This window comes from Micromonospora sp. CNZ322 (assembly GCF_007827755.1).
Genome location: NZ_VITD01000001.1, coordinates 877,034 through 903,687 on the forward strand (window position 1 = coordinate 877,034; position 26,654 = coordinate 903,687).

A 26,654-nucleotide genomic window follows, 5' to 3' on the forward strand; every position below is an offset into this window, starting at 1 on the left:
AGGTTCCGTGGCCGGGCAAGCCCCGCAGTCGCGAACGAAGGTGGCACAGTGACCAAGCAGATCCGTCAACTCGACCGCGTGGTCATCCGGTTCGCCGGTGACTCGGGCGACGGCATGCAGCTGACCGGCGACCGGTTCACCTCGGAGACGGCGCAGCTCGGCAACGACATCTCCACGCTGCCAAACTTCCCCGCCGAGATCCGGGCTCCCGCCGGCACCCTGCCCGGCGTGTCGAGCTTCCAGGTGCACTTCGCCGACTACGACATCCTCACACCGGGCGACGCGCCCAACGTGCTGGTGGCGATGAACCCGGCGGCGCTGAAGGCCAACCTGGCCGATCTGCCACGCGGCGCGGACATCATCGTCAACACCGACGAGTTCACCAAGCGCAACCTCGCCAAGGTCGGTTACCAGACCAGCCCGCTGGACGACGACTCGCTGGCCGGTTACGTCGTGCACCCGGTGGCGCTGACCTCGATGACGGTCGGCGCGCTCGCCGCCCACCAGGTGTCCAAGAAGGACGCCGAGCGGTCGAAGAACATGTTCGCGCTCGGCCTGCTCTCCTGGATGTACTCCCGGCCCTACGAGTCGACGCTGCGCTTCCTGGAGCGCAAGTTCGCGGCCCGTCCGGAGCTGGTCGCCGCGAACGTCACCGCCTTCAAGGCCGGCTGGAACTTCGGCGAGACCACCGAGGACTTCGCGGTCCGCTACGAGGTCAAGCCGGCCAAGATGAAGCCGGGCACGTACCGCAACATCACCGGCAACGCGGCGCTCTCGCTGGGGTTGGTCGCCGCCGGGGTCCGCTCCGGGCTGCCGGTCTTCCTCGGCGCGTACCCGATCACGCCCGCGTCGGACATCCTGCACGAGCTGAGCAAGCACAAGCGCTTCGGCGTTCTCACCGTGCAGGCCGAGGACGAGATCGCCGCCGTCGGCGCCGCACTGGGCGCCTCCTACGGCGGATCGCTCGGCGTGACCACCACCAGCGGCCCCGGCGTGGCGCTCAAGAGCGAGACGATCTCGCTCGCGGTGGCACTGGAGCTGCCGCTGGTGATCGTGGACGTGCAGCGCGCTGGCCCGTCGACCGGAATGCCGACCAAGACCGAGCAGGCCGACCTCAACATGGCGCTCTACGGTCGGCACGGTGAGGCGCCGGTCGCGGTGATCGCGCCCCGGTCCCCGTCGGACTGCTTCTTCGCGGCGCTGGAGGCGGCCCGGATCGCGCTCACCTACCGCACCCCGGTGATCCTGCTGTCCGACAACTACGTCGCCAACGGCTCAGAGCCGTGGCTGCTGCCGGACGTGGAGTCGCTGCCCGACCTGCGGGTCGAGTTCGCCACCAAGCCCAACGGCGAGGACGGCACCACCTTCCTGCCCTACCTGCGTGACCCGGAGACCCTGGCCCGGCCGTGGGCGATCCCCGGCACCGCGGGCCTGGAGCACCGGATCGGCGGTCTGGAGAAGGCCGACAAGACCGGGGACATCTCCTACGACCCGGCCAACCACGACTTCATGGTGCGCACCCGGGCCGCCCGGATCGAGACGATCCCGGTGCCGGACATCGAGGTGGAGGACCCGGACGGCGACGCCCGGGTGCTGGTCCTCGGCTGGGGCTCGACGTACGGGCCGATCGGCGCGGCGTGCCGCGGGGTCCGCCAGCGTGGCCTCTCCATCGCCCAGGCGCACCTGCGGCACCTGGCACCGATGCCGGCCAACCTCGGTGAGGTGCTCCGCTCGTACGACAAGGTGGTCATCCCGGAGATGAACCTGGGCCAGCTGGCCCACGTCATCCGGGCCCGCTACCTGGTCGACGCGATCAGCTACAACCAGGTCCGCGGCCTTCCGTTCACGGCCGCCGAGCTGGAGACGACGCTGGAAGAGGTGCTGAAGAATGTCTGAGCCCGTCGCCGTAAAGCTCACCGCGAAGGACTTCAAGTCCGACCAGGAGGTGCGCTGGTGCCCCGGCTGCGGTGACTACGCGATCCTGGCAGCCATCCAGCAGTTCATGCCGGAGCTGAACATCCCCCGGGAGCGCACCGTCTTCGTCTCCGGGATCGGCTGCTCGTCCCGCTTCCCGTACTACATGAACACGTACGGGATGCACTCGATCCACGGTCGGGCCCCGGCGATCGCGACCGGCCTGTCGGTGTCCCGGCCGGACCTGTCGGTCTGGGTGGTCACCGGCGACGGCGACGCGCTCTCCATCGGTGGCAACCACCTGATCCACGCGTTGCGGCGCAACGTCAACCTCAAGATCCTGCTGTTCAACAACCGGATCTACGGTCTGACCAAGGGCCAGTATTCTCCGACGTCCGAGGTCGGCAAGATCACCAAGTCGACACCGGCCGGCTCGGCGGACGCCCCGTTCAACCCGCTCTCGCTCGCTCTCGGCGCGGAGGCCAGCTTCGTCGGCCGCACCATCGACTCCGACCGCAAGCACCTCCAGTCGGTGCTGCGGGCCGCCGCGGAGCACGAGGGCTCGGCCTTCGTGGAGATCTACCAGAACTGCAACATCTTCAACGATGGGGCGTTCGACCAGCTCAAGGACCCGTCCACCCGGGACGACTACCTGATCCGCCTGGAGCACGGGCAGCCGATCACCTTCGGCGCCGACGGGCAGTTCTGCGTGGTGCACCCGCCGGGTGGCTTCGGCCTGGAGGTCCGGGACACCAGCTCGGTCCGCCCGGAGGAGATCGTCGTGCACGACGCGACGGTGACCGACCCGGCGTACGCCTTCGCGCTGTCCCGGCTGCCCGGCCTGGACCTGCGCAACACTCCGATCGGGGTGTTCCGCTCGGTGGACCGACCGTCCTACGACAGCGTGGTGCAGGCGCAGCTCGCGGCCGCCAAGGCAAAGGTCACCGAGACCCCCGAGCAGCAGCTCGCCGGCCTGCTGGGCAGCGGCGACACCTGGACGATCATCTGACCCGTCCGTACTGACGAGAGCGGCCGTCCCCGATCCGGGGCGGCCGCTCTCGTCAGTACCGGCGCTGCCTCAGCGCTGGGCGGTGGCCGGCGTCCAGAGGTTGTCGATCTCCTTCTCGGCCGCCGCGAGACTCGCCTCGTGCAGCGGGATCAGCTCGGCCATCGCCGGCACCGACGGCGCCAGGGTCAGCTCGGCGCTGATGAAGCGCGGCTGCATGCCGGTCATTGACAGGCCGTGCGGGAGCCACGGCTCCGCGTGGTCCCAGCCGTAGCGAGGGGTGCCCTCGCCGTAGCCGCCGCCCCGGGTGGCCAGCACCACGAACTCGCGCCCTCCGAGCAGGCCCTCCTGCGTCGTCGGGTCGTACGCCAGCCCGGGAACGATCAGGTGGTCGACCCAGGACTTGACGCTGCTGGGCGCGCCGAAGTTGTAGAGCGGCAGGCCGAGCAGCACCACGTCGGCCTGCTTCACCTCGTCGACGAGCCGCTCGCTGAGCTGCCAGGACTCGCGCTGGGCCGGCGTGTGCTGATCCGGAGGGGTCATTCGCGCCAGCCCACCCTCCGAGTCCAGGTGCGGCAGCGGCTCGGCGCCCAGGTCCCGGTAGGCCACGGTGCCGTCCGGGTGGGCCGCACGCCATGCGTCGACCGCGCGGGAGGTGAGTCGCCGGCTGACCGACCAGTCACCGCGGATGCTCGAATCAATATGTAGCAGGTGCATCATTCCTCCTCTAGAAATCGTTCGTGAGGCACCAACTATTTATAGCAGGCCGATGTTCCGCAGGGTCGGTAGACTGGGTCACATGTCCGCGCAGCCGCTCGACTCCTCCGAGCACCGCTCGGGCGCACTCCTGGACCATCTGGCCCGGCGGATGCGACTGCGGTCCGAGTCGGTGCTGGCGCCGCTGGGGCTACGCCCCCGGCATCTGGTCGCGCTCACCGTGCTGCGCGCCGGCGGCGGCACCGGGCAACAAGCGCTCGCCACCATCCTGGAAATGGACAGCACGAACATCGTCGGGCTGCTCAACGACCTGGAGGCGAAGCAGCTGATCGAGCGTCGGCGCTCGCCCGAGGATCGCCGCCGACATGTCGTCGAACTCACCGAAGATGGGGCAAAACGCCTCAGTGAGGCCGAATGCGCCCTGGCCGGCGCCGAGGACGAGGTGCTGGGCGCACTGGATCCCGCCGAGCGGGAGACGCTCTACAAACTGCTCAGCCGGGCCTCCGCCGGCACGGCAGTCAACTGCACCGAGGCGATCTGCGTCGCCGACGACGCCTGCTGACGCCGCCTCACCACAGCGGCGACAGCGGCGCCGTCATGCCAACGGTCACACCGGCCGATCGCGGTGGGACGATCAGGCGGTGGTGGCCGACTGGGGGCGGTCGTCGCGTACGTGCACCAGCATGTCGCCGGTCTCAATCACCGCGCCGGCCCGGTCGGCCAGGGTGACCACCTTGCCCCGCCGCACCAGGGCGATCACCAACGACTCCAGCTCGCGCGGCGAGCGACCCACTTCGTCCCGCTCGGCGGAACGCATCGCCAGCGCCATGCCCTGGCCGGGAGTGAGCAGGTCCTCCACCACGTCGATCAGCGGTGGCGCCGATGTGGACAGGCCGAGCAGCCGGCCCGCCGTGGCCGAGGAGACGATCACATGGTGCGCGCCACTCTGCTTGAGCAGCGGGGCGTTCTCCGCCTCCCGCGCCGCCGCGATGATGCGGACCTGTCCGGCGGTGAGCTGCCGTACCGTCAGCGCGACCAGCACCGACGCGTCGTCACTGTCGGTCGCGATGATCACGGCCTTCGCGTTCTTGACGTGCGCCTCGTTCAGCACCGACGAACGGGTCGCCGAGCCCTCGATCGCCACCAGCCCAGCGGAGGTGGCCTGCCGCAGGGCCGCGGCACTGCGCTCCACCACCACGATCCGCGAGCGGTCCAGACCGTTCTCCATCAGGGCGGAGACAGCGCTGCGCCCCTTGGTGCCGTAGCCGCAGATGATGACGTGGTCCTTCACGGCTCTCCTCCACCGCGACAGGCGACGGCCGGTCCGGTACTGCTCGGTCAGAACTTCCAGGGTGGTGCCGACCAGGATGATAAGGAAGATCACTCGGGCCGGGGTGATGAAGAGGACGTTGACCAGCCGGGCCGACGGCGCGGCCGGGGTGATGTCCCCGTAGCCGGTGGTCGAGAGCGACACGACCGCGTAGTAGAAGCAGTCGAGGAGGGTGAGGCCGTCCTCGTTGACATCGCGGTAGCCGTCCCGGCCCAGGTAGACCGCGGCGACCACGGCGAAGACCAGGCCCAGTGCGGCGGCGAGCCGAAGGCTCAGCGCGCTCAGTGGGCCCCGGCGCTGCGCGGGAAAATGGATCACCGTCGAACCTGCTCCCCCGCCGTCGCCTGCACGCCCACAACATAGCGGGTACACCGGCGACCGCACGCCCGGGTTGCGGCGGACAACCGGCGGCGCGCCCGCACCCGACTACCGGACGACAACGACGAACCGGTGCAGGCCGGCAGACGGAGGGGGCGCGACCCTCGTGACGACGAGCGGCAGACGGCAAGCCGAGGCCGACGACGAATACACCGAGTACGTCCGGTCCCGGATGGTGCAGTGGCGGCGCACCGCCTACCTGATGTGCGGGGACTGGGACCGGGGCGACGACATCCTGCAACGGGTGCTCACCGAGCTGTACCGCTCGTGGGCACGCGCCCGGCAGGCCGACCACCTGGACGCGCTGGTCCGCACGATGTTGGTGCGGCGACTGATCGACGAGCGGCGGTTGCGGTGGGCGCGGGTCCGCCTCGGCGCCGCGCTGCCCGACGTGTCCAGGGCTTTTGCCGACCCGACCGACCGGATCACAGTGGTGGGCGCGCTGCGGCAGGTGCCGCCACGCCAACGCGCGGTGCTGGTGCTGCGGTACTTCCAGGACCTCAGCGTCGAGGAGACCGCCCGGGCCATGGGCTGCTCGACGGGGACGGTGAAGAGCCAGACCGCCAAGGGCCTGGCCACCCTGCGCACCCTGCTCACCCCCACCCTGACCGCGAACTGAGAGGAGTGACGATGCTGGACGAACGCCAGATCGGCGACCTGATGCTGACCGAGATCGAGTCGGCCGAGCGGCCCTCCGTCGTGCTGGACGTGGAACGGGCGATGAGCACGGCACGGCGGCAACGGCACCTCACTCAGGGTGCCGGCGCCGCACTGCTGGCGGTGGCGCTGACCGTCGGCGGGCTCACCCTTCCCAACCTGCTCACCCCGGACCGACCGCCGGCCCCCGCCCCGCTCGGCACGGCGCCCGCCGGTGGCGAGACCGGCCTACCGGTCGCGCTCACCACTGTCGACCCACAGCGGGTGTACGTCCGGTTCGGCTGGCTGCCGGACGGGCTGCGGGATCTCCAGTACCAGGCCGGACTGCTCCTCTCCGGCCCGGGTGTCCACCTCGGCGCGTCGAACGGCCGCACCGACGACCAGCGACAGTTCGTGGCGGTCTCGCTTCTCCCGAAGGGCGTGCAACCGTCGGCACCCCAGCGCGACAGCGCTGAGCCCGCCGTGGCCGGTGCCACCGAGGCAGGCCCTGAGCTGAACGGCGGGCCCAGTGTCTTCGCCAGCTATTCCGGTGCCGAGAAGCCGGAGGCGATCCTGCGTTGGCGGTACGCCCCGGACGGCTGGGCGCAGCTGCGGATGGTCGGGGCCGGGCCGGACGTGCGAGCCACGGCGACGCACGTTGCCCGGTCGCTGCGCTTCGGCTCCGACCCCGTCCCGATGCCGGCGACGGTGGCGGGCGTCCCGGCCAACCTACGGATGATCACGCTCGACGTGAACGAGTCACTGGACGAGCCCCGATCCTGGTACGCCGGCTGGACCTGGACCGCACAGCCCGACACCGCCGAGCCACAGTGGCAGCGGGCCCGGACGTTATCCGTCGGCGTCTCCCGCTACCGCAACGTCACCGATCCCGCCGACAAGGCGTACGTCGACCCGAACACCACAGTCGGTGGGCACCAGGCGCGGTTCAGCGGGGAGGACGGCAACGAGTCGCTGACCGTCTACGACGTGAACGGGGCGAACGTGACGATCGACGACAGCGCTCTACTTCCCACCGGTGGCACTCGCGCGCTGTTCCCGACGATCACGCTGGTGGGCGACCCGGCCGCCTGGCACACCCACCTGCACCGGTGAGAGCCCCGGGCCCGCGCCGCCGGAGCGGCGCGGGCCCGACGGGTCGGTCCGGACGGCCGGGGACGGGCATGATGAGGGTGTTCCCGACGACGACCGCGAAAGTGAGGCCGGCATGTCGTTGCTGCGACGAGTCATCGGCGGAGTGCTCCGCCGTCACCGCCAGCGTCAGGGCCGCACGCTGCGAGAGGTAGCCGCGTCGGCCGACGTCTCCGTGCCCTACCTCTCGGAGGTCGAGCGAGGTCGAAAGGAGGCCTCGTCGGAGGTGCTGGCGGCGATCTGCCGGGCGCTCGGCATCAGCCTCGCCGACCTGCTCGGCGAGGCCCGCGACGACATGCGCCGCGTCGAGCCCCGCCTCCCGGCCGCGCCGCGCGCCGCGCTCACCCACCTGGAGCGGGTCGATGCGACTCGCCGGGAGATCGGCAACGCCACACTGCTGGTGGGTCCACGTGTCGGCGGGTTCGTCCTGCACCGAGGGCCGGTGGCGAGCGAGCCGACCCTCATCGTCGTCGGAAAAGCCTCCGCTGGTGGCTTGCGCCCCGGTCCGCGTACCGCCGCCCTTGCTGACTGCGCGCAGACCCGGCTGGGCCTGCGGCGGGTGACCGTCGCGTAGGCCGCGTGGGTTCTGCCGTCGGCGGATCTGCCGGCGGCAGAATCACTGGGCCAGCCACCGTGGTCGCCCGCACGCTGGAGAGGCCGGTCCCCCGGGTGGTCCCCACCGCCCGCCGGCACGGCGGAAGGCGGCGGCACATGATCGGGTACGACGTGCGGATGTTGGAGGGCGGGCAGCCGTCCTTCGGTGACCAGGTGTTCGAGCGGCTGCTGCGCGAGCGGATCGTCTTCCTCGGCACCGAGGTCACTGAGGAGTCGGCCAACCAGATCTGCGCGCAGATCCTGCTGCTCGCCGCTGAGGACGACGACCGGGACATCTACCTCTACATCAACTCGCCGGGCGGTTCGGTGAGCGCGGGAATGGCTGTCTACGACACGATGCGCTACGTCCGCAACGACGTGGCGACGCTGGCGCTCGGGTTCGCCGGCTCGATGGGGCAGTTCCTGCTCTGCGCGGGTACGGCCGGCAAGCGGTACGCGCTACCGCACTCGCGGATCATGATGCACCAGCCGTCCGGCGGGATGGGCGGAACCGCCGCCGACATCACCATCCAGGCGGAGAACATGCTGCACGTAAAGCGGACGATGCAGGAGCTGATCGCCCAGCACAGTGGACGAGCCCTCGACGAGATCCAGCGGGACTGGGACCGGGACCGTTGGTTCACCGCCGAGCAGGCCCGGGAGTACGGCCTCATCGACCAGGTGGTCACCCGAGCCGAACAGCTGCCGACGCTCTGATCAACGTCTGGTGGCTCCGGTACCGCCAGAGCACCCCACCCATTAGCCTCCGTAGATACGTTGGCGGGCGCAGAAGGAGTGGGAATGACGGACGGTCACGAAGGCAGCTGCTGCGGCGGCGACACGACCACCTCCGCCGTGAGTCGCCGCACGATGTTGCGCGCGGCGGTGCTGGGCGCGGGTGCCATCAGCACCGGTGGCCTGCTGGTTCCCGAGGCCGCACAGGCCGCGCCGGCCATCTACAACCCGTTCAGCGCCTACCCGATCACCGATACCTGGGAGGGTCACCTCCGCCGTGGATCACTCGGCGGCATCGACTTCGGGATGGGGGTGGGCACGGCGTTGCCGGCCTGCGGCGCCGGCACCATCCAGAACATCCCCAACAACGGCACGGGCGGTCACACCGTCACGATCCAGCATGCGGACGGGTACCGCAGCCAGTACCTGCACCTGTCCCAGTTCCTGCTGGCCAACGGCACCAGCGTGGGTGCGGGCACGATCGTGGGCCGCTCCGGCGGCGCAGCCGGCGCACCCGGCTCGGGCAGCTCGACGGGCCCGCACCTGCGCTGGCACATGATCGACCCGGCCGGCACCCGGATCAGCCCGCTGGTCTTCATCCAGCAGAACCCGGCCGACCAGCCCCGTCAGGTGTTCGAGGCGGCCAGCAACGCCGGCTGGCGCGCCCTACCGGTCTCCGGCAGCGCGGGTGCGGTGACCGGCACGGCGACGACCGCGATCACAGTGGGCAGCACGAAGATCCTCTACACCCTCAACGGCGGCCGGATCCACGAGGCCGCCAGCAACGCCGGCTGGGCCAACCTGTGGACCGGCATCCACGGCGCACAGGGCACCTCGCTGGCCGCGCTCAACGTCAACGGGGTGAAGCACATCTACAACGTCGTCGACGGATGGGTGCACGAGGCCGCCAGCAACAACAGTTGGCGCAACCTCAACAGCGGGGTCCGCGGCACGCGGGCAGCCGCTCTGGGGCTGGACGGAGTCAAGCTGATCTACGCCGCCTGACTGACCCGCTGCTCTATGACGTGCCCCCGGCAGGATTCGAACCTGCGACACACGGTTTAGGAAACCGATGCTCTATCCCCTGAGCTACGGGGGCGCGAGGGCCCAGTCTAGCGACCCGGGCGTGCAGCTGGGGTGGCAGGGAGCGGCAGGCGTTCACCCCGCCATCCGGACGCCTGTTGTCCCAGCACCGGGCGACAACCCGACGGGACGCCAGTGGAACCGACATGAGGTCAGCACCCGTCCGCTGCCGTCGGCAACTCGCCACGCACGCCATCGATCACCATCGTCGACCGGCTACGAACTGGCGGGCCGGGCGGCACGGCGACGCTCAGTGAGCCGTCGCGCCTTCACCGCGTTGCCGCAGTCCGCCATGCGGCACCAGCGGCGGGAACCGTTGCGGCTCTGATCGAGGAACAGCCAGCCACAGCCCCCTTCGAGCACCGGGCAGCGGCGCACCCGGGTCAGGTCGGCCGTCAGCATGACGTCGAGGGCGGCCTCGGCGATCCGGTCCGGCACCAACATGGCCGGCACCGTGCCGTAGGCCAGCCGCACCCGGGACGAGTCGAGCACGAATCTCGCTCGGGCGGCCGCGCCGGACCAGCGCTGATGCAGAGCGACCAGCGCGGCACCGGCGGCGATGGGGTCACCCGCCGTACCACCGTCCGTGTCCGTGATCGTCGCAAGCAGCACAAGATGGAGGCCCTCACGGATGTCCCGCACGGCGGCCAGTCCCGCGTGCGCCGCCGCGGGCTCGTCGCGCCACGCCCGCCCCACCTGGTCGGCCTCCGCGTCGCTGACCACGCCCACCCGGACCGACCAGCGCAGCAGGGCGGAACTGTCGGTCAGGAAATCGTGCGGCGACTCGCCCCCTCGCTCCAGGGTGTTGGCCAGATCGAGTGCCGGGTGGCCGCCGACCAACGGTAGCTGGCACACGTCGAGTGGCATACCGACGATGCTACCACCTAGACCGTCTACGACGGTTATTCCCCGTCCAGTCCAGGAGTCGGCGTGACCCGCCTGGCCTGATACGCCGGCGCAAGGGAAGGGGATCGGCAGCGAAGAATGCCCAAGCATCTATGCTACCGTCAAAATACAGATAGCCGGGATCATTGACGGACGTCCAGGATCTGGGAGGCAGCCAATGGTGCATGAACGACGCGCGGTCTATGCCCTCGCCGCGTTGTCCGCCGCCACCTTCTGTTACGTCACCACCGAAGTGCTTCCAATCGGGTTGCTCACGCTGATCGCGCCAGACCTGGGACGCTCCAGGTCCGAGGCCGGCCTGCTGGTGACCGGGTACGCCGTGGTGGTCATGGTTGTGGCACTCCCCCTGACCCGGGTCACTCGGCGTGTGCCCCGACGCCCGCTGCTCGCCGGCGCCCTCGGTGTGTTCGCCGCGGCGACGGCGGTGTCGGCCTTCGCAACCTCCTATGAGGTGTTGCTCGCCGCGCGGCTGGTGTCCGCCACCACCAACGGTGTCTTCTGGGCGGTGGTGTTCCCGGTGGCGATCTCAATGTTCCCCGCGAACATCCGAGGCCGCATCGTGGCTCGACTGTCGATCGGTAACGCTCTCGGCCCGGTCCTCGGCGTGCCGCTGAGCACCTGGTTGGGCGGGCAGGCCGGATGGCGGGCGGCCTTCGTCGCGATGGCCGTCTTCGGCTTCGTCGCCTGCGTCGCGGTCGCCCTGCTCCTACCGAGCGTCACACCGCAACAGAGTGCGGGAGACATCGGGCCGATGCCGGATCGGCACCGCTTCGTCGTTCTCCTCGTCGCGACCATTCTCGCGGTCACCGGCGCCATGGGCGCGTTCACCTACATGACCGTCTTCCTCCTCGACGTCAGCGGGTTCGCCGCAGCATCTCTCGGCCTGCTGCTCTTCGTCCAGGGCTCGTTCGGTGTCGCCGGCACCTGGGCGGTCGGCCGGGTCCTGGACCGCTTTCCGCTCGGTGTCGTGCTGGTTTTACTCGGGCTCCTCACCGCCGCGATGCTCGGCCTCTACGGAGTCGGCGCGAGCAAGGCATTGACGATCCCGTTGCTAGCCGTGGCGGGGATGTCGTTCAGTTCGCTGATCGCGGGAATCCAGCACCGTGTCATGCAGGTGGCCCCGTCGACCACAGACATGGCGTCGGCCAGCCTCAGCGTCGCCTTCAACTTCGGCCTCGCGGCTGGCTCGTTGATCGGCGCGGGTCTGCTGGCGACGGCCGGGGTGCGCGTCATTCCATTGTTCGGTGGCCTGCTGACGGCCGTGGCGATCGTGTTGCTCGCCGGCCACGAGATGTCCCGCGGGAGAGGGAGGAGCCACAAGCCCGACCACAGCAGTTGGTTGGTGCGACCGACCCGCAGCCGCGATGCCGAGAAGCCACAGGCCACCAGCGTGCGGACGTAGACGGGCAGCGCGAGCGCGACCTGGGCGTTCAGCCGGGGTGGCAGAGAGCGGCCCGGCGCGGAGAGTGGTCCTCCGCGCCGGGCCGTCGCATCGGCTGGGGTCAGCTGGTCACGCAGTCGGCCAACACACCCGGGCCGGTGCCGGTGCCCTGGAAGCCGAAGGTGGTCGACTGCCGGCCGAGGACCCGTCCGTTGTAGCTCACGTTGGTGAACCCTACGGTCCCGCTGGTGCCGCTGACCTGCGCGTTCCAGGCGCTGGTGACCGCGCCGTCGGGCAGCGGGACGGTCACGGTCCAGCCGTTGATGTCCGACTTGCCGGCGGTGACCGTCACGCTCGCGGTGAAACCGCCAGCCCACTGGTTGACCGCGATCGACGCGTAGCAGCCGTCACCGGCCGGCGGAGTGGTGTTCGGCGGAGGGGTGGTCGGCGGCGTGGTCGTCGGCGGGGTCGTGGTCGGTGGAGTGGTCGTCGGCGGCGGCGTCGTCGTCGGCGGGGTGGTGGTGGGCGGGTTGGGCGCGCCGTTGGCCAGGCTGAAGGCCAGGTCGGGCTGGAACGAACCGGCCGTGAAGCGGCAGCCGTCCGCCTCTCCCGGCGGCTTCACCCACAGGTACGCGTCGATGTTGCCATCGCCGGTGTTGGTCGTCGGGTACTGCCCGATGCGCCGGTCGGTGTTGTCGTCGCCGCACCAGTCCCCGCTGGCGCCCCCGTTACGGCTGGTGTCGATGACCTGGCGCTTGCCCGAGATCCCCATGCCGTTGAGGGCGGAGATGACCGCCCGGCCGAAGTTCGCCTCGCTGGAGGTGGAGTTGTAGTTCGACACGTTGGTGAAGAAGCCGTCGGCGTACTGCACGCCGGCCGCGCGGAGCCGGTTCGCCGTCTCACCCGCGCTGTTCCAGGTGGAGTGGCCGCCGTCGAGGTACACCTTGGCGTTGGGGTTGCCCGACTTGATGGTCCGGGTGGCCGTCGAGATCGCCTGGTTGCGCGCGTTGATCTCGGCGGCGCTCAGGCACGTCAGCAGAGCGAGCGAGTCGGTTTCCAGGATGATGATGACGGTCTGGTTGCCCAGTCCTCTGGCGAAGTTGGACACCCACGTCTGGTACTGGTTGAGGTCCGGCGCCCCACCGGCGCTGGCCCCGCCGCAGTCCCGGTTGGTGATCTCGTAGACGGCCAGAACCGGGATCTGCTGCGCCGCGTTGGCGGCGCCGATGAAACCGGAGACCTCGGACTGCACGGTCGAGGGGTTGAAGTTGGCGAACCAGCGCGCCTGCGGCTGACTCGCGATCTTGTCGCGGATGACGGCCGTACGTGAGTCGCCGGGGTTGGCGGCCACCCAGCGGACGACGGCCGAGCTCGGGTCACGGTAGAGCGACCCGGACAGCGTGCCGGCGGAGGCGCTGCTGACGGCGAGGCAGACGCCGACGGCGGTGGCGCCCGCGACGGCCGCCACGCTGATGGCCGCCGATCTGCGGCGGAGCGAGGAGAGAATAGCCACGACGTGTTGCCTCCAGATCACATAGATGTATCTAAGTTCATGGGAGCGTTCCCATGGACGTTAGCGGAGGCGCGCACCGCTGCCAAGGTGTGAACACTCGTCGATGAGCCAGATGCTCGTGTTTGGGGGTCCGTGTCTGGGTGTCCCAACTGGTCGGCAGTCAGGAGCCGTAGATGCTGACCTTCAGCTTTTCTCGAATGGCTGCCGCCTGCACCTCGTCACGTCCGTCATAGACATCCAAGGCTTGATGCCACACCTTCCACGCGGCGGCCAGGTCACCTGCGGCCTCGTAGGTGTCGCCGAGGCGGGCCAACGCGCTGGCCTGGAGAGTGGTTTCACCGACCTCCGCCGACAGGTTGACCGCCCGCCGCCCACAGGAGAGCGCCTGGGCGTGGTCGCCTCGTTGGTGGTGAACATGCGCCAGGCTGTCCCACACGTACGCCTCACCGTGGAGGTCGCCCAGGCGTTGCATGAGAGCAACGGCGCGTCCGCAGTAGTCAAGCGCGCGGGTGTGGTCGCCCAGCAGGCTGTGATACCACCCGACCGCGTTGAGTGCGCTGGCCTCGCCAGACTCGGGGCCCGCATGCCGATGGAGATGCAGCATCTGTTCGGCGTGTGCCAGCGCGTCACGGTAGCTTCCCTGGCGCTCGGCCAACCAGGACAAATTGCTGTGGACCTGGGCCTGCCCGGTCCGGTCCCTGATCTCGACGTACAGCTTCAAGGCAGACCCGTGGTGCTGGCGGGCACGTTCGTAGTGCCCCAGACGGGTGTGGGCGTTGGCGAGGCCGCGATGGCAGCGGGCCTCGGCCCTGCGGTCCTTCAGTCGCTGCGCAGCGACGAGACCCGTGGCCTCGACCGCAGCCCACTCGTGCCACCACCCACATCGATTGAGGAAGGTGGTCAGTGTCCAGCCAAGTTGCCAAGCGTGCGAGTCGAACCCGTGCGAGGCTGCCATGTCGACGGCCGTGACGAGCGCCCGCCGTTCGTGCGTGTACCAGGCGAACGCCGCGTCGCTGTCAGTGAGGACCTCCGTGGTCACGCCGGGCTGCGGCGCCGCCAGGTCGATCGAGTCACGCCGGTGCGGATAGATCAGGCGATCGGCGACATGGGCGGTGTGCAGGTAGTGGTCGAGCATCCGATGCCGCGCGGCGCGCAGATCGCGCTCGGTCTCGTGAACATTGACCAGTTCGCGCGCGTATGCGCGCAGGAGATCGTGCAGCGCGTACCGGTCTGTCGAACGCCGCTCGACCATGTGCACGGCTACCAGGTCGGCCAGCAGTCGGCTGGTCTGGTCCAGCGGCAGGCCGCCCAGGCTGGCGCAGGTCGAGACGGCCATCTCCAGGCCGTGATGCAGGCCGAGCAGGCGAAACAGTCGGGCGCGTTCGGGGCTGAGAGCGCGGTAGGAGCCGGAGAGAACTGTCCGGAGGTCGGACCGCGGATCGTCTCCGGCAAGGACGTCCAGATCCCCGCCGCTCCCGAGGCGATCGGCGAGGACCTCGATCGAGAGCTGGGCGTCGGTGGCCGCACGCGCCGCGACGATGGCCAGCGCCAAGGGTAGTCCTGCGCACCGGCGGATGATCTGGTCGACGGCTTCCGCGTCCTGCACGACCCGGGCGACGCCGAGTCGACGGGTGAGCAACTCGTGCGCTTCCACCTCGGTCAGCATGCCGAGCGAGACGGGTTGAGCGCCTTCGTTCACGACGAGTCCGGTGAGCCGGTTTCGGCTGGTGACCACGACCAGGCAGGACGGGTTGCCCGGAAGCAGCGGACGCACCTGTGCCGCATCGCGGGCGTTGTCCAGTACAACCAGCACCCGGCGGTCGGCCAGGACGCTGCGATAGAGACCCACCTGGGCGTTGAGCCCGGGAGGTATCCGGTCTGACGGAACGTGCAACGCTTCCAGGAAGTCTCGTAGGACGTCGGTGGGCTTGAGGGCCGCCGTTCCGTCCGGGCCGAACCCGTCCAGGTTCACAAAGAGCTGCCCGTCCGGGAAACGGTCGCGGACCCGATGCGCCCAACGGACGGCCAGCGCGGTCTTGCCGACACCGGCATGGCCCACGATGGACAGGACCGTCGGGTGCGGCTGGTCAGTGGGATCGGTCACCAGAGCCGCATCCAATTCGGCCAGACTCGCAGAACGGCCGACGAAAAGGGCCCCTTGCATAGGAAGTTGAGCCGGACGAACAGGTGTCGCACCGGTGCCCGACGCAAGGGTGACGCCCTCGGGACGCGCCGACGGGTCGAGGGCTCGGTCCTGCCGAAGAATCGCCTCGTACCTCTTACGCAGCTCGTCGCCCGGGTCGACGCCCAGTTCATCGGCGAGCGTGGAAGCGACGCGCTGGTACGCCTCGATCGCCTCCGCCTGCCGTCCGGACTGGTAGAGGCCGGTCATCAACATGGCCGCGAGCCGCTCGCGCAGCGGATGTTTCGCCACCAGATCAGTCAGTTCGGCGACCACTGCGGCCCCGCCGCCGAAGGTCAGCTCGCACTCCAGGCACTCTTCGAGAACCGCGATGCGCATCTCCTCCAAAACGGCCGCCTCGCGCTCCAGCACGATGCCGTTCAGATCCGCGAGGGCAGGGCCCCGCCACATCGACACCGCCTGACGCAGCACGACGGCAGCCTTGCGCTTGTCGTCAAGCGCTACGAGGCGTCGCCCCTCGGACACGGCGTCCTTGAATCGGGCGAGGTCCAGCTGACTCGCGTCGACCCGAAGCCGGTAGTTGGCGCGCTCCCCAACCAGCAGGTGCGCCGCACCGTAGCGGTCAAGTGTGCGACGCAGCTGCCAAATTCCGCTGTGGATCTGGTTGCGAGCTGTCGCGGGCGGGTTCCCGTTCCAGGCGATGGCGATCAGGTCTGCGGCGGACACCAGCTGACCGTGGCGGAGAAGCAGACCGGCCAGCAGCCTTCTCTGCCGCTCGCCGCCCAGCTCAACGCGTCGGTCGCCAGCGCGAACCTCCAGCGGCCCGAGCACCATGAAGTCGATCGGCACCGCCACGATGACACCCCCGATGTGCAGATCGGCCCGTAGGGTAGTCATCCGGTATCACAGTGTCAAGATCGAGCTTCGCTGATCGTCGTAAATCGTCTGAAGACCGCCGGGGACGGGCCCGGCTCGTCCCCCGGCTGGCCCGATCAGACCCGAGCCAGCCCCAGCGCCCGTACGTCGACCGCGACGTCCGGACCGTAGGAGTCGGCGATGCGGCGCTCGAAAACGTCGGCGTCGACCGTGTATTCCTGCGGGCCTTCAACCTCCAGCACGTGCGCCGCCAGCACGCAGCCCACCTGTGCCGCGCGCTCGATGGGCAGGTCGGCAGCGAGCGCGGCGAAGAAGCCGGCCCGGAAGCCGTCGCCGACGCCGGTCGGGTCGACGATGCGGCCCACCCGTGCCGCCGGGACCAGGAAGTCACAGTCCTGCCCGGTGACGCGTACCCCGTTGGCGCCCAGGGTCACGACCCGCACGCCCACGCGGCGCAGGATGTCGTCTTCGCTCAGCCCAGTCTTCGACTCCAGCAGGGCCGCCTCGTACTCGTTGGTCAACAGGTAGCGAGCACCGTTGATCATCGCCTCGATGTCGGCCGACGGCATCCGGGCCAGCTGCTGTGACGGGTCGGCGGCGAAGGGCAGGCCCAGCCGGCGGCAGACGGCGGCGCGGGCGAGCATCGTGTCCGGGTTCTCCGCGGCGACGATGACGAGCCCGAGCCCGCCGGCCCGCGCGGCGACACCGTCGAGGCTGATCCGGTCGGGCTCACCCATCGCGCCGGGATAGAACGACGCGATCTGGCAGAGGTCAGTGTCGGTGGTGCAGATGAACCGGGCGGTGTGTGCGACGGAGCTGACCTGCACCTCCGAACAGTCGACCCCGTGCCGCTCCAGCCAGCTGCGGTAGTCGCCGAAGTCGCCGCCGACCGCGCCGAGCAGCACCGGCCGGTGCCCGAGTTGAGCGAGCCCGAAGGCGATGTTGGCCGCGACCCCGCCGCGCCGGACGACCAGGTCGTCGACGAGGAACGAGAGCGAGACGGTGTCGAGGCTGCCGGCGATGAGTTGCTCGGCGAACCGCCCCGGGAAACGCATCAGATGGTCGGTCGCGATCGAGCCGGATACGGCGATCATGCGGACGGGCCCTCTCAGTAGCGGTAGTGGTCGGGCTTGTAGGGCCCTTCGACCGGGACGCCGAGGTAGTTGGCTTGTTCCTTGGTCAGTTCGGTGAGGCGGACACCCAGCGCGGAGAGGTGGAGTCGGGCCACCTTCTCGTCCAGGTGCTTGGGGAGGGTGTGGACACCGATCGGGTACTGGTCGGTGCTGGTGAACAGCTCGATCTGCGCGATGGTCTGGTTGGCGAAGCTGTTCGACATCACGAAGCTCGGATGCCCGGTGGCGTTGCCCAGGTTCAACAGCCGGCCCTCGGACAGCACGATGATCGAGTGGCCGTCCGTGAACCGCCACTCGTCCACCTGCGGCTTCACGGTGATCCGCTCGACGTCCCCGCGTTTCGCGAGACCGGCCATGTCGATCTCGTTGTCGAAGTGGCCGATGTTTCCCACGATCGCCTGGTGCTTCATCCGCGCCATGTGCTCGTTGGTGATCACGCTGAAGCAGCCCGTGGCGGTCACGAAGATGTCCGCGGTCTCGACCACGTCGTCGATGGTCGCGACCTGGTAGCCGTCCATCGCCGCCTGGAGGGCGCAGATCGGGTCCACCTCGGTCACGATGACCCGCGCACCCTGACCACGCAGACTCTCGGCGCAGCCCTTGCCGACGTCGCCGTAGCCGAACACCACGGCGACCTTCCCGCCGATCAGCACATCGGTGGCCCGGTTGATCCCGTCGATCAACGAGTGCCGACAGCCGTACTTGTTGTCGAACTTGCTCTTGGTCACCGAGTCGTTCACGTTGATCGCCGGGAACAGCAGGTTGCCCGCCTGCTGCATCTCGTACAGCCGGTGCACGCCGGTCGTGGTCTCCTCGGTCACCCCCTTGATCCCGGCAGCGACCCGCGTCCAGCGGCGGTTGTCCTCCCGCAGTGACCGCGTCAACACACCGAGGATGACCTCGTACTCCTCCGAGTCGGCGCTCTCCGGCGACGGGACCGCCCCGATCGCCTCGAACTCGGCGCCCTTGTGCACCAGCAGCGTGGCGTCACCACCGTCGTCGAGGATCATGTTCGGGCCCTGCCCGTCCGGCCAGAGCAGCACCTGCTGGGTGCACCACCAGTACTCGTCGAGGGACTCGCCCTTCCAGGCGTAGACCGGGACACCCGCCGGGTCGTCCGGGGTGCCGGTCGGGCCGACCACGATCGCCGCCGCCGCGTGGTCCTGGGTGGAGAAGATGTTGCAGGACGCCCAACGGACCTGCGCGCCGAGCGCCACCAGCGTCTCGATCAACACCGCCGTCTGAATGGTCATGTGCAGCGAGCCGGTGATTCGCGCACCCTTCAACGGCTGCCGCGAGGCGAACTCCCTCCGGATCGACATCAGACCCGGCATCTCATGCTCGGCCAGCTCGATCTCCTTACGCCCGAAGGCCGCCAACGACAGATCCGCCACCTTGAAATCGCTGAAGTTGCCAGTCATGCCCGCACCCTCCCCCACCCGCGTCGAGGACCGTTGGAGTCCCGTTCAACCGGGCTCATGCTCCGCACACCGGGCCACCCGGGCCCGGGTGCGGAGCAGGCGCCGTCAGGAGTTGCGGCTGGCCGGGTCGACCCGGGCGTACGTGAGCAGGTCGGCCATCGTGAACTGGCCCGAGAAGCGGGCCGGCAGGGTCGGACGCCAGTTGGGCTGCACCTTCAGGTAGCTCGCCGGGTCGAGCTGGGCGATGCCGATGAGCACCTCTGCCACGATCCGCCCACCTACCGCGCCCAACGACCCTCCGCCGGCCTGGAGCTGTGCCTCCTTGAGGATGTAGTAGAAGAGCGGGGTGTTCGAGTCCAGGCCGAGGCCGTACCCACTGAGCTCCGGGAAGTTGAAGCTGCCCAGTGCGGGCGCCCCGATGTGGGCGGCGATCCGCTGGCCCGACGGGATGCCGAAGGTGAGCTGACGGAGCAGGTCGCGTCCGAGCAGGTTGGCCGACGGCGAGCCGGACGGCGGCGGTGGCAGCGGGAAGCCGAACAGCGGCGTCGAGTTGCGGACGTCGATCCACTTGCTCCAGCGCACCTGGCCGTCGAAGAACTGGAACCAGAACTGGTAGTCGAGGTAACGACGGGCGGCCCGCTTCCCGCCGCGCAGGTCGGCCGGGTCGGCGCCGCTCAGCGCCGGGTCGAAGAGCATGGCGTAGAACTCGTCGCCACCGTTGCCGGTGCGGTTGACCAGGTAGGCCGGCCGCGGCTGGCTGTGGCCGAAGCGGAACGCCGCCGCGGTGAACTCGACCGGGATGAACGTCGCGTTCGGCTCCGGTCGGTAGAAGCGGCGGCCACCGTTGAGCACTGTGAAGACCGTGCCCGGGCCGGCGATCAGCGGAAGGAACTCGTTGAGCACGATCCACTGGTAGTGCCAGGTGACGAGTTGCCGGGCGGCGGCGAAGACCTGTGCCGCCGGTGTGCCCTGTGCGCGCACCAGGTCGACCACCCGGTTGTGGAAGAGGATGAACGCGGCAGTGATCTGCGCGATCGGCAGGTTCTCGTCGTTGCGGACGTCGAAGACGATCGCCCTGCCACTGGAGTTGCGCGGCAGGTCCTCGAAGCGCCCACCCGACTCGATCTTGAGTTTGGCGGGATCGGCGGAGTTGTACAGCTCAGGGTTCCCGGTCGGCCCGCCACCGTAGAGCGAGTCGAGGTCGAGGGCCGGCGTCCGAGGGTTCGGCACCGTGGTCGGGTCGACCGGCGTACCCAGCGGCGCCGTCGTCTCGAAGGCCAGGTCGTGGTCGACGAACTGCCCGAAGTACGTCATGCCCTGCGGGATCGAGAAGTTGTCGGGGTTGTTGATGCTGTGCTGCTGCTGGTCGGCGAGCGCCTCCGCGCCGACGTTGAGCGGGTCGCGGGCGTCCATCGGGCCGCCGACGCGCGACAGGTCGATCAGCGCGTTCCGCATCTGGGTCGTCGCGGACCCGAACGCCGGCAGCGACGGGAACATCCGGCCGAACCGGTTGGAGAACGCGGCCGCCGCGGGCGTCGCGTCGAGCAGGATTCCCCCGGTGCCGGCCACGAGCGCCCCCGCGCCGACTCCGGCCAATAATCGCCGTCGGCTGACACCTCGAGAAGCGTTGTCAATTGCCATGTCGGCCACCTTCCGTCCGCGGGCGCCCGCGTGGACGCACGGGCCGTAAACCCGCGAACCGGCAGCAGTGTGAACCCTTCGGTTAGTGGCGCCCTGGAGCTTCGGTGGTGTCCGGCTGGAGCCCGGTGAGCATGGTGTCGACCAGCGAGGTGTCGTGTTTCGCGGCGCGGAACAGCGGGTGGTCGAGCGTCGATCGGAGGAAGTCGCGGGTGGTGGCCACACCTGGCCCTTCGACGGCGCACTCGTCGAGGGCTCGGGCCATTCGGGCCAGGGCCTGGGTGCGGTCGGGCGCCCAGACGACCACCTTCGCGAGGAGGGAGTCGTAGTCGGCCGGGACCCGGTAGCCGGCGTACCCGTGCGTGTCGACGCGGACGAACGGGCCGGCGGGCAGGTCGAAGCGGGTCAGCTCACCCGGCGTCGGTACGAAGCCGCGTGCCGGATCCTCGACGTTGAGGCGACACTCGATCGCGGTGCCGCGCGGCGTCACGTCGGCCTGGGTCAGCGCGAGCCGTTCGCCGGCCGCGACGAGGATCTGTTGCCGCACCAGGTCGACGCCGGTCACCAGCTCGGAAACCGGGTGTTCGACCTGGAGCCGGCAGTTGACCTCCATGAGGTGGAAGTCGTCCCCACCGCCGACCAGGAACTCGAAGGTGCCCGCGCCCACGTAGCCGACACCGAGCGCGCCGGTGACCGCGGCGGCGGTCATCCGGTCGACCATGTGTTGCGGCAACCCGGGCGCGGGCGACTCCTCGATCAGCTTCTGGTGACGCCGCTGCACCGAGCAGTCGCGCGCGCCGAGGTGGATGCCGTTGCCGTAGCGGTCGGTGAGCACCTGCACCTCGACGTGCCGGGCCGACTCGAGGTAGCGCTCGATGTAGACCCGGTTGTCGCCGAAGAGCAGCTGCGCCTCGGCCCGCGCGGCGGCGAACTCGCCAAGGAACGAGGCCGGGTCGCGGACGACCCGTACGCCCCGACCGCCGCCACCGGCGACCGCCTTGATGATCAGCGGGAAGCCGATCTCGTCGGCGACCGCGCGGGCGTGGGCCGCCGACTCGACGGCGTCGGTAGTGCCGGGGAGTACGGGCAGGCCGAGGCCCGCCATGATGCCCCGCGTCCGGGCCTTGTCGCCCAGCGCTGCCATCACGGCGGGCGGCGGCCCGATGAACGTGATCCCGTCGGCCTCGCAGATCTCGGCGAAGTCCGGGTCCTCGGAGAGGAATCCGTAGCCCGGGTGGATGGCGTCGGCCCCGGTGCGGCGGGCCGCCTCGATGATGGCGGGAGCGCTCAGGTAGCTGCGCCGGCTGGGACCCGGCCCGATCTGGACGGCTTCGTCGGCCAGGCGCACCACCGCCGAGTCCCGGTCGACGGTCGAGTAGACCGCCACGGTACGCAGCCCCATCTCCCGGCAGGTCCGGGCGATCCGGACCGCGATCTCGCCCCGGTTGGCGATCAGCACCGACTCGAACACTGGGTCAGCCCTCCGACACAGCTAAGGCGATCAACCGTTCGCCGTACTCGACCGGGGTCGCGTTGGGTACCAGCACCTTCACGACCTCGCCCGCGCGGTCGGCTTCGACCGGGATCATCATCTTCATCGCTTCGAGGATCGCGACCTGCTGGCCGGGCACGACCTGGTCGCCCTCACTGACGAACGGGTCGGCCCCGGGCGAGGGCGCGAGGTAGAGCGTCGCGACCATCGGCGCGCACACGTAGTGCAGACCGGCGTCGGCCTCCACCGGCGGAACCGCCGGGACCGCCGCCATCCCGGGTGCGCCGTCCGGCCACTCCACCTCGACCACCAGATCGCCGTGCTGGAGCCGGGCGCGGCGGACCGGACCTGGCGTCGACCCGATCAGCCGCGCGAGACTGCGGACCGCGGCATCCAGCGGGTCGGCGTTACCCTCCGGCATTCGTCAAACCTCCGATCTGTCGGAAGCGGGCCCGACGATGGGCCCGCACCTCCTCGCGGTTGAGACCGGCCAACTCCGCGAACGCGTCGACAACCGCCCGGTGTACGGCTGACGCGGTCGCCCCGGGATCGGCCGGTGCCCCTCCGGGTGGTTCGGGAACCACCCCGTCGACGATGCCGAGCGACAGCAGGTCGCCGGCCTGGAGCTTGAGCTGCGCGGCGGCCTCGTCGGCCCGACCGGAGTCGTTCCAGAGGATCGCGGCGCAGCCTTCCGGGCTGATCACCGAGTACGTGGCGTTGGCGAGCATCAGCACCCGGTTGCCGACGCCGAGGGCGAGCGCGCCTCCGCTGCCGCCCTCGCCGGTCACGATGGCGACGACCGGGACCGTCAGCCCGGCCATCAACCGGATGCTGTCGGCGATGGCGAGGGCCTGCCCGTTCTCCTCCGCGGAGATGCCGTGGTAGGCGCCGGGCGTGTCGATCAGCGTCACGATCGGCGTGCCGAGCTTCTCGGCCAGGCGCATCAGCCGGGCCGCCTTGCGATAGCCGGCCGGTGTCGCCATGCCGAAGTTGCGGCTGGCCACCTCGGCGACCGTGTGGCCCTTCTGGTGGCCGATCACCACTGTGGGCCGGCCGTCGATCAGACCGACGCCGCCGACGATCGCCGGGCAGTCACTCGCCAGCCGGTCGCCGTGCAGCTCCACGAAACCGTCCACGAAGTGGCCGATGTAGTCGAGTGTGGAGGGTCGGCCGAGGTCGCGGGACAGCGCCACGACCGCCCACGGGTCCGCCGACTCGGGGGGCGTGGTGGCCCGTACCGGGTAAGGATCCGGCGCGGACCGGTCGGCCCCCGCGAAGGCCAGCAACCGGCCGATGGTCGACCGCAGGTTCGACCGGGGCACCAGGTCGTCGAGCATGCCGCGGGCGAAGAGGTACTCGGCGGTCTGGAAGCCGGCCGGCAGCGGCTGACGCAGCGTCTGCTGGATGACCCTCGGCCCGGCGAAGCCGAGGCGCGCCCCCGGCTCGGCGAGAATGACGTCGCAGAGCGTCGCGAACGATGCCGCGACGCCACCGTAGGTCGGGTCGCTGACCAGCGAGATCGTCAACACCCCGGCCTCGTCGAGGGCCCCGAGCGCCGCGCTCGTCTTGGCCATCTGCATGAGCGACAGCACGCCCTCCTGCATCCGGGCGCCGCCGGAGGCGCTGACGATCAGCAGCGGCGTACGGGTTTCGAGCGCCAACTCGGCGGCCCGGGTGATCCGCTCGCCGACGCCCGTGCCGAGGCTGCCGCCGAGGAACCGGAAGTCCATGACCGCCGCGATCAACGGCTGCCCCTCGACAGCGCCCCGGACGCAGACGACCGCCTCGTCGAGCCCGGTGCGCCGACGGGCCGCCTCGATCCGTTGCGGGTAAGGCTTGGTGTCGACGAACCCGAGCGGATCACCGAAGGCACCGACCGGCGGCAGCTCCTCGACCGAGTCGAGATCGAAGAGCTGCTCGATCCGCTGGTGTGCGGTGACCTGGTCGTGGTGGTCGCACTCCGGGCAGACGCCCAGGTTGCGCTCGACCCGACGTTGGTAGAGCAGCGCCCGGCAGCCTGGGCAGATCAGCCAGCTCTTGCCGACGGGCGTGTTGACGGTGGCGGTCATGACTGCCCGCGTTCGGCCGCGGCCTTCTCCACGATCTCCCGGATGCGTGCCTGCTGCTCACGTGTGGTCCGGTTGAGGTGGGCGGTCATGCCCTCGTCGTCGGCGTGCCCGCCCGGCCGCATCTCAAAGTCCTGTACCCACCGCATCCGCACGCCGCCGTCCGGGATCTCGGTGTATTCCCAGAACAGGTTCATGTACTTGAAGGCGCCCGTCTCCAGCCGCCGTGCCCGCACCACCCGGTCGCTGCGGTCGGGCACCCGCTCGGAGACCCAGCTCCAGATCCGGCCGGCCGGGTCGGGATGCATGGTAAGGCGGAAGACGACGGCCCCGTCGGCGGACGTCGAGAGCACTTCCGTGCTGGCGTACTCACTGAACAGGGAGGGCCAGTTGGGGATGTCGTTGGTCAGGTCCCAGACGAGGTCGAACGGTGCGTTGATGACGACCGCGTTGTCCGTGTGTCCGGCCATGGGGTCACCGATCCGCGAGTCGTTGGTTGACGTAGTCGACGGCGAGCCGCGGCGTCTTCATGATCGACACGGCGTCGTCGGGGATGCGCACCTCGTACTCCTGCTGCACCCGCGCCGCCAGCTCCAACAGCGCGAGCGAGTCGTAGCCGAGGTCGTCGAACGGCGCGTCGAGCGTCGCCGGATCGGCCCAGTCGGTCTGCTCGACCACACCGGAACTGGTCTCCAGGATCCGACGCAGGTCGTCGAGGGTCAGCTGGCTCATGAGTTTCCTCCCGTCGGTCGTTGCCACCCGTCGCGCACGCCGCCGACCTGCGGGACCGGCGACTCGGGGTGCGGGACCTCCTCGGTGTCGACGTGGCCCAGCTCGGGGCGCGGCGCGAGCGGGCTGATCTGGAACACGATCAGCGCGGTCTCGCCACCGGCGTTGACGATGCGGTGCCGCTGGCCGCGACGGACCATGAGGGCCTCGTCGGCCGCGAGCTTGACCTCCGCGCCGTCGACCCGGATCACGACCTCGCCGCGCACCAGATAACAGAACTTGTCCGAGTACGGGTTGTACTGCTCCGCCAGGAACTCGCCCGGCTCCAGGCGGACCGTGCCCATGAAGCCCTCCGTCGCGTCGACGGTCTTCGGGCTGAGCAGGATCCGCACCTCGCCGCCGATCCGGTTGATGCCGGGCACGTCGGTGGCGGCGACCTTCACGATCGGTTGCCGATGCATGGATCATCCCTTCTCTGCGACGAGCACTCGGAACGGCAGGTCCGTCGGGTGGACGGTGGCCGGGCCGAAGCCCGCCGCAGCGAGGGCCCGGTTGTAGGCGGCGACGGAGTGCGACTCTCCCTCGAAGGTCCAGACCAACATCAGCACCGAGAAGAGGTACGGCGCCGGGTCCAGTGCCGGCGACTCGTCGCCCGTGGTGAAGCCGACGATGACCAGCCGGCCACCCGGCTTGACCACGGAACCGAGCCGGTTCACCAGCTCATGCACCCGCTCCTCGGAGAAGTGGTGGGTGACGTTGGTGAGCAGCACGACGTCGTAGGGGCCACCGAGATCGGTGGTGAACATGTCACCCGGCAGGAACGACGCCCGGTCGCGCACGCCGAGCCGCTCGGCGTGCTTCTCCGTCACGGCGAGCACGTTGGGCCAGTCCAGCGAGGCCACGGTCGCCTGCGGGTTGTGCTGCGCGAGCGTGTAGCCGTAGACGCCGTGGCCGCAGGCGACGTCGAGGATGTCGAGTTCGGCGCGCTCCTTCGTCCACGGCGCGAGCGCCTCGGCCATCACCTCGGCGGTCGGCTGGGCGACCTTCGTCGCGTACGCGGCGAAGTCTTCCCAGTAGGTGTACTCCGGGGTCTCGGCGTGCACGTCGAGGACGGTGCCGCCGGCCCGTACGGCGGCGCTGAGGTCGCGCAGCGCGTCCCACTCCCAGTCGCTCGACATCACCTTGACCATTCCGCCCAGGTAGTCGGGACGGGTGCTGACCAGGTGGTCGGCGGCCGCCGGGGTGAGCGAGAAGTGCTCGCCGGTCCGGTCGGTGAGGCGGATCGCGGTGAGCGCGTCGAGCAGGATGCGCGCGCCCCGCGGGTGGATGCCGAGCTTCGGAGCGAGCCCGCTGGCCGTGGCCGGGCCGGCGGCGAGCGCATCGAAAACGCCCAGCTCCACCCCGGTACGCAGCAGGCTCGTCTTCTTGTAGGCCTGCATCATGTCGTTGATGTCGCGGCGGGTCAGCGTCACGTGATGCTCCCTGTCTCGGGGCTCCAGGTGTAGAAGGGCGTGGCCTTCGAGTCCTGCAACTCGGTCATGCTGTCCGGCGCGTAGCGCTGCAGGTAGGCCGAGAGGCGCCGGTTGACCTCCTGGAAGTCCGCGCGGGCTCGGGCCGCGAGGAGCTTGTCGAAGACGTCGGTGTCGGCTTCGAGCAGGTGCATGTAGAGGTCCTGGTACTGGAAGAGCGTGCGCCGCGAGATGCCGACGACGTAGGGCATGTCGCCCTTGTCGTGCTCGGCGAAGAGCTCGGCGACCGCGTCGGCGTGACCGGGGGCCATCCGCATGACCATGAGGGCGCGGTAGGACATGTGC

The 26,654-nt window shown here is 69.8% G+C and carries 25 protein-coding genes and 1 tRNA gene; 9 read left to right on the forward strand and 17 right to left on the reverse strand.

Annotation, left to right across the window (positions count from 1 at the left end; genetic code table 11):
- Positions 1-48 precede the first annotated feature (48 nt).
- Together FB453_RS04095 and FB453_RS04100 are read left to right on the forward strand one after the other, a co-directional pair.
- The gene (locus FB453_RS04095) at positions 49-1,896 is read left to right on the forward strand and encodes a 2-oxoacid:acceptor oxidoreductase subunit alpha (protein WP_145787553.1); all 1,848 of its coding nucleotides are present in this window, start codon (positions 49-51) and stop codon (positions 1,894-1,896) included.
- On the forward strand, positions 1,889-2,923 hold the full coding sequence (locus FB453_RS04100; protein ID WP_145787556.1) for a 2-oxoacid:ferredoxin oxidoreductase subunit beta: 1,035 nt from the start codon (positions 1,889-1,891) through the stop codon (positions 2,921-2,923). Before FB453_RS04095 ends, FB453_RS04100 begins: the two co-directional genes overlap by 8 nt.
- A 69-nt stretch (positions 2,924-2,992) precedes the next feature.
- Here FB453_RS04100 and FB453_RS04105 read toward each other — a convergent pair whose 3' ends face one another.
- On the reverse strand, positions 2,993-3,637 hold the full coding sequence (locus tag FB453_RS04105) for an FMN-dependent NADH-azoreductase (RefSeq protein ID WP_225855377.1): 645 nt from the start codon (positions 3,635-3,637) through the stop codon (positions 2,993-2,995).
- Between the two features lie 82 nt (positions 3,638-3,719).
- On the opposite strand from FB453_RS04105, the gene FB453_RS04110 reads away from it, so the two are divergent.
- Entirely contained in the window at positions 3,720-4,199 is a 480-nt protein-coding gene (locus FB453_RS04110; protein ID WP_112581693.1) for a MarR family winged helix-turn-helix transcriptional regulator, read from the forward strand.
- A 72-nt stretch (positions 4,200-4,271) separates the two neighbouring features.
- Here the strand turns inward: FB453_RS04110 and FB453_RS04115 are convergent, their stop codons facing one another.
- Positions 4,272-5,285 (reverse strand): potassium channel family protein, encoded by a 1,014-nt coding sequence (locus FB453_RS04115; protein WP_112603739.1) that lies wholly within the window; start codon positions 5,283-5,285, stop codon positions 4,272-4,274.
- A 166-nt stretch (positions 5,286-5,451) separates the two neighbouring features.
- Between FB453_RS04115 and FB453_RS04120 the strand changes: the two genes are divergently transcribed.
- The 5 genes from FB453_RS04120 to FB453_RS04140 all read left to right on the forward strand — a co-directional run bounded on the left by FB453_RS04120 (position 5,452) and on the right by FB453_RS04140 (position 9,464).
- Complete coding sequence (locus FB453_RS04120) at positions 5,452-5,964, forward strand: SigE family RNA polymerase sigma factor (RefSeq protein WP_258397851.1); 513 nt, start codon at positions 5,452-5,454, stop codon at positions 5,962-5,964.
- A gap of 11 nt (positions 5,965-5,975) precedes the next feature.
- Complete coding sequence (locus FB453_RS04125) at positions 5,976-7,094, forward strand: hypothetical protein (RefSeq protein WP_145787558.1); 1,119 nt, start codon at positions 5,976-5,978, stop codon at positions 7,092-7,094.
- Between the two features lie 112 nt (positions 7,095-7,206).
- Entirely contained in the window at positions 7,207-7,704 is a 498-nt protein-coding gene (locus FB453_RS04130; RefSeq protein ID WP_145787560.1) for a helix-turn-helix domain-containing protein, read from the forward strand.
- Between the two features lie 137 nt (positions 7,705-7,841).
- The gene (locus FB453_RS04135; RefSeq protein ID WP_145787563.1) at positions 7,842-8,441 is read left to right on the forward strand and encodes an ATP-dependent Clp protease proteolytic subunit; all 600 of its coding nucleotides are present in this window, start codon (positions 7,842-7,844) and stop codon (positions 8,439-8,441) included.
- Positions 8,442-8,525: 84 nt separating this feature from the next.
- Entirely contained in the window at positions 8,526-9,464 is a 939-nt protein-coding gene (locus FB453_RS04140) for a M23 family metallopeptidase (RefSeq protein WP_145787565.1), read from the forward strand.
- Between the two features lie 21 nt (positions 9,465-9,485).
- Here the strand turns inward: FB453_RS04140 and FB453_RS04145 are convergent.
- A tRNA-Arg gene (locus FB453_RS04145) sits at positions 9,486-9,558 on the reverse strand.
- A gap of 200 nt (positions 9,559-9,758) precedes the next feature.
- The gene (locus FB453_RS04150) at positions 9,759-10,409 is read right to left on the reverse strand and encodes a CGNR zinc finger domain-containing protein (RefSeq protein WP_186718026.1); all 651 of its coding nucleotides are present in this window, start codon (positions 10,407-10,409) and stop codon (positions 9,759-9,761) included.
- A gap of 196 nt (positions 10,410-10,605) precedes the next feature.
- Between FB453_RS04150 and FB453_RS04155 the strand changes: the two genes are divergently transcribed.
- The gene (locus FB453_RS04155; protein ID WP_145787569.1) at positions 10,606-11,850 is read left to right on the forward strand and encodes an MFS transporter; all 1,245 of its coding nucleotides are present in this window, start codon (positions 10,606-10,608) and stop codon (positions 11,848-11,850) included.
- A 100-nt stretch (positions 11,851-11,950) separates the two neighbouring features.
- Here FB453_RS04155 and FB453_RS04160 read toward each other — a convergent pair whose 3' ends face one another.
- The 13 genes from FB453_RS04160 to FB453_RS04220 form a co-directional block, all read right to left on the reverse strand.
- Positions 11,951-13,342 carry a glycoside hydrolase family 6 protein gene (locus tag FB453_RS04160; RefSeq protein ID WP_145787571.1) on the reverse strand — a complete coding sequence of 464 codons (1,392 nt, stop codon included), beginning with the start codon at positions 13,340-13,342 and terminating at the stop codon, positions 11,951-11,953.
- Positions 13,343-13,502: 160 nt separating this feature from the next.
- Positions 13,503-16,340, reverse strand: a complete 2,838-nt coding sequence (locus FB453_RS04165) for a BTAD domain-containing putative transcriptional regulator (RefSeq protein WP_186718028.1) — start codon at positions 16,338-16,340, stop codon at positions 13,503-13,505.
- 137 nt (positions 16,341-16,477) lie between these two features.
- On the reverse strand, positions 16,478-17,455 hold the full coding sequence (locus FB453_RS04170) for a carbohydrate kinase family protein (RefSeq protein ID WP_145787576.1): 978 nt from the start codon (positions 17,453-17,455) through the stop codon (positions 16,478-16,480).
- A 14-nt stretch (positions 17,456-17,469) separates the two neighbouring features.
- A complete protein-coding gene (ahcY, locus tag FB453_RS04175; protein WP_145787578.1) occupies positions 17,470-18,915 on the reverse strand; it encodes an adenosylhomocysteinase in 1,446 nt (481 codons plus the stop codon).
- Between the two features lie 105 nt (positions 18,916-19,020).
- On the reverse strand, positions 19,021-20,556 hold the full coding sequence (locus FB453_RS04180) for a peroxidase family protein (protein WP_145787581.1): 1,536 nt from the start codon (positions 20,554-20,556) through the stop codon (positions 19,021-19,023).
- Positions 20,557-20,638: 82 nt separating this feature from the next.
- Positions 20,639-22,024, reverse strand: a complete 1,386-nt coding sequence (locus FB453_RS04185) for an acetyl-CoA carboxylase biotin carboxylase subunit (protein WP_145787583.1) — start codon at positions 22,022-22,024, stop codon at positions 20,639-20,641.
- Positions 22,025-22,028: 4 nt separating this feature from the next.
- The gene (locus FB453_RS04190) at positions 22,029-22,466 is read right to left on the reverse strand and encodes a biotin/lipoyl-containing protein (RefSeq protein WP_145787585.1); all 438 of its coding nucleotides are present in this window, start codon (positions 22,464-22,466) and stop codon (positions 22,029-22,031) included.
- A complete protein-coding gene (locus tag FB453_RS04195; protein WP_145787587.1) occupies positions 22,453-24,114 on the reverse strand; it encodes an acetyl-CoA carboxylase carboxyltransferase subunit alpha in 1,662 nt (553 codons plus the stop codon). Before FB453_RS04195 ends, FB453_RS04190 begins: the two co-directional genes overlap by 14 nt.
- The gene (locus FB453_RS04200; protein WP_145787589.1) at positions 24,111-24,581 is read right to left on the reverse strand and encodes an SRPBCC family protein; all 471 of its coding nucleotides are present in this window, start codon (positions 24,579-24,581) and stop codon (positions 24,111-24,113) included. The genes FB453_RS04195 and FB453_RS04200 overlap by 4 nt, the downstream gene beginning before the upstream one ends.
- Before the next feature lie 4 nt (positions 24,582-24,585).
- Positions 24,586-24,843, reverse strand: coding sequence for an acyl carrier protein (locus FB453_RS04205; protein WP_091394916.1), 258 nt, complete (start codon positions 24,841-24,843; stop codon positions 24,586-24,588).
- Positions 24,840-25,301, reverse strand: coding sequence for a cupin domain-containing protein (locus FB453_RS04210; RefSeq protein ID WP_091394919.1), 462 nt, complete (start codon positions 25,299-25,301; stop codon positions 24,840-24,842). The genes FB453_RS04205 and FB453_RS04210 overlap by 4 nt, the downstream gene beginning before the upstream one ends.
- A 3-nt stretch (positions 25,302-25,304) precedes the next feature.
- Complete coding sequence (locus FB453_RS04215; protein WP_486480145.1) at positions 25,305-26,312, reverse strand: class I SAM-dependent methyltransferase; 1,008 nt, start codon at positions 26,310-26,312, stop codon at positions 25,305-25,307.
- Positions 26,309-26,650 (reverse strand): TcmI family type II polyketide cyclase, encoded by a 342-nt coding sequence (locus tag FB453_RS04220; protein WP_112581708.1) that lies wholly within the window; start codon positions 26,648-26,650, stop codon positions 26,309-26,311. The genes FB453_RS04215 and FB453_RS04220 overlap by 4 nt, the downstream gene beginning before the upstream one ends.
- Positions 26,651-26,654 lie beyond the last annotated feature (4 nt).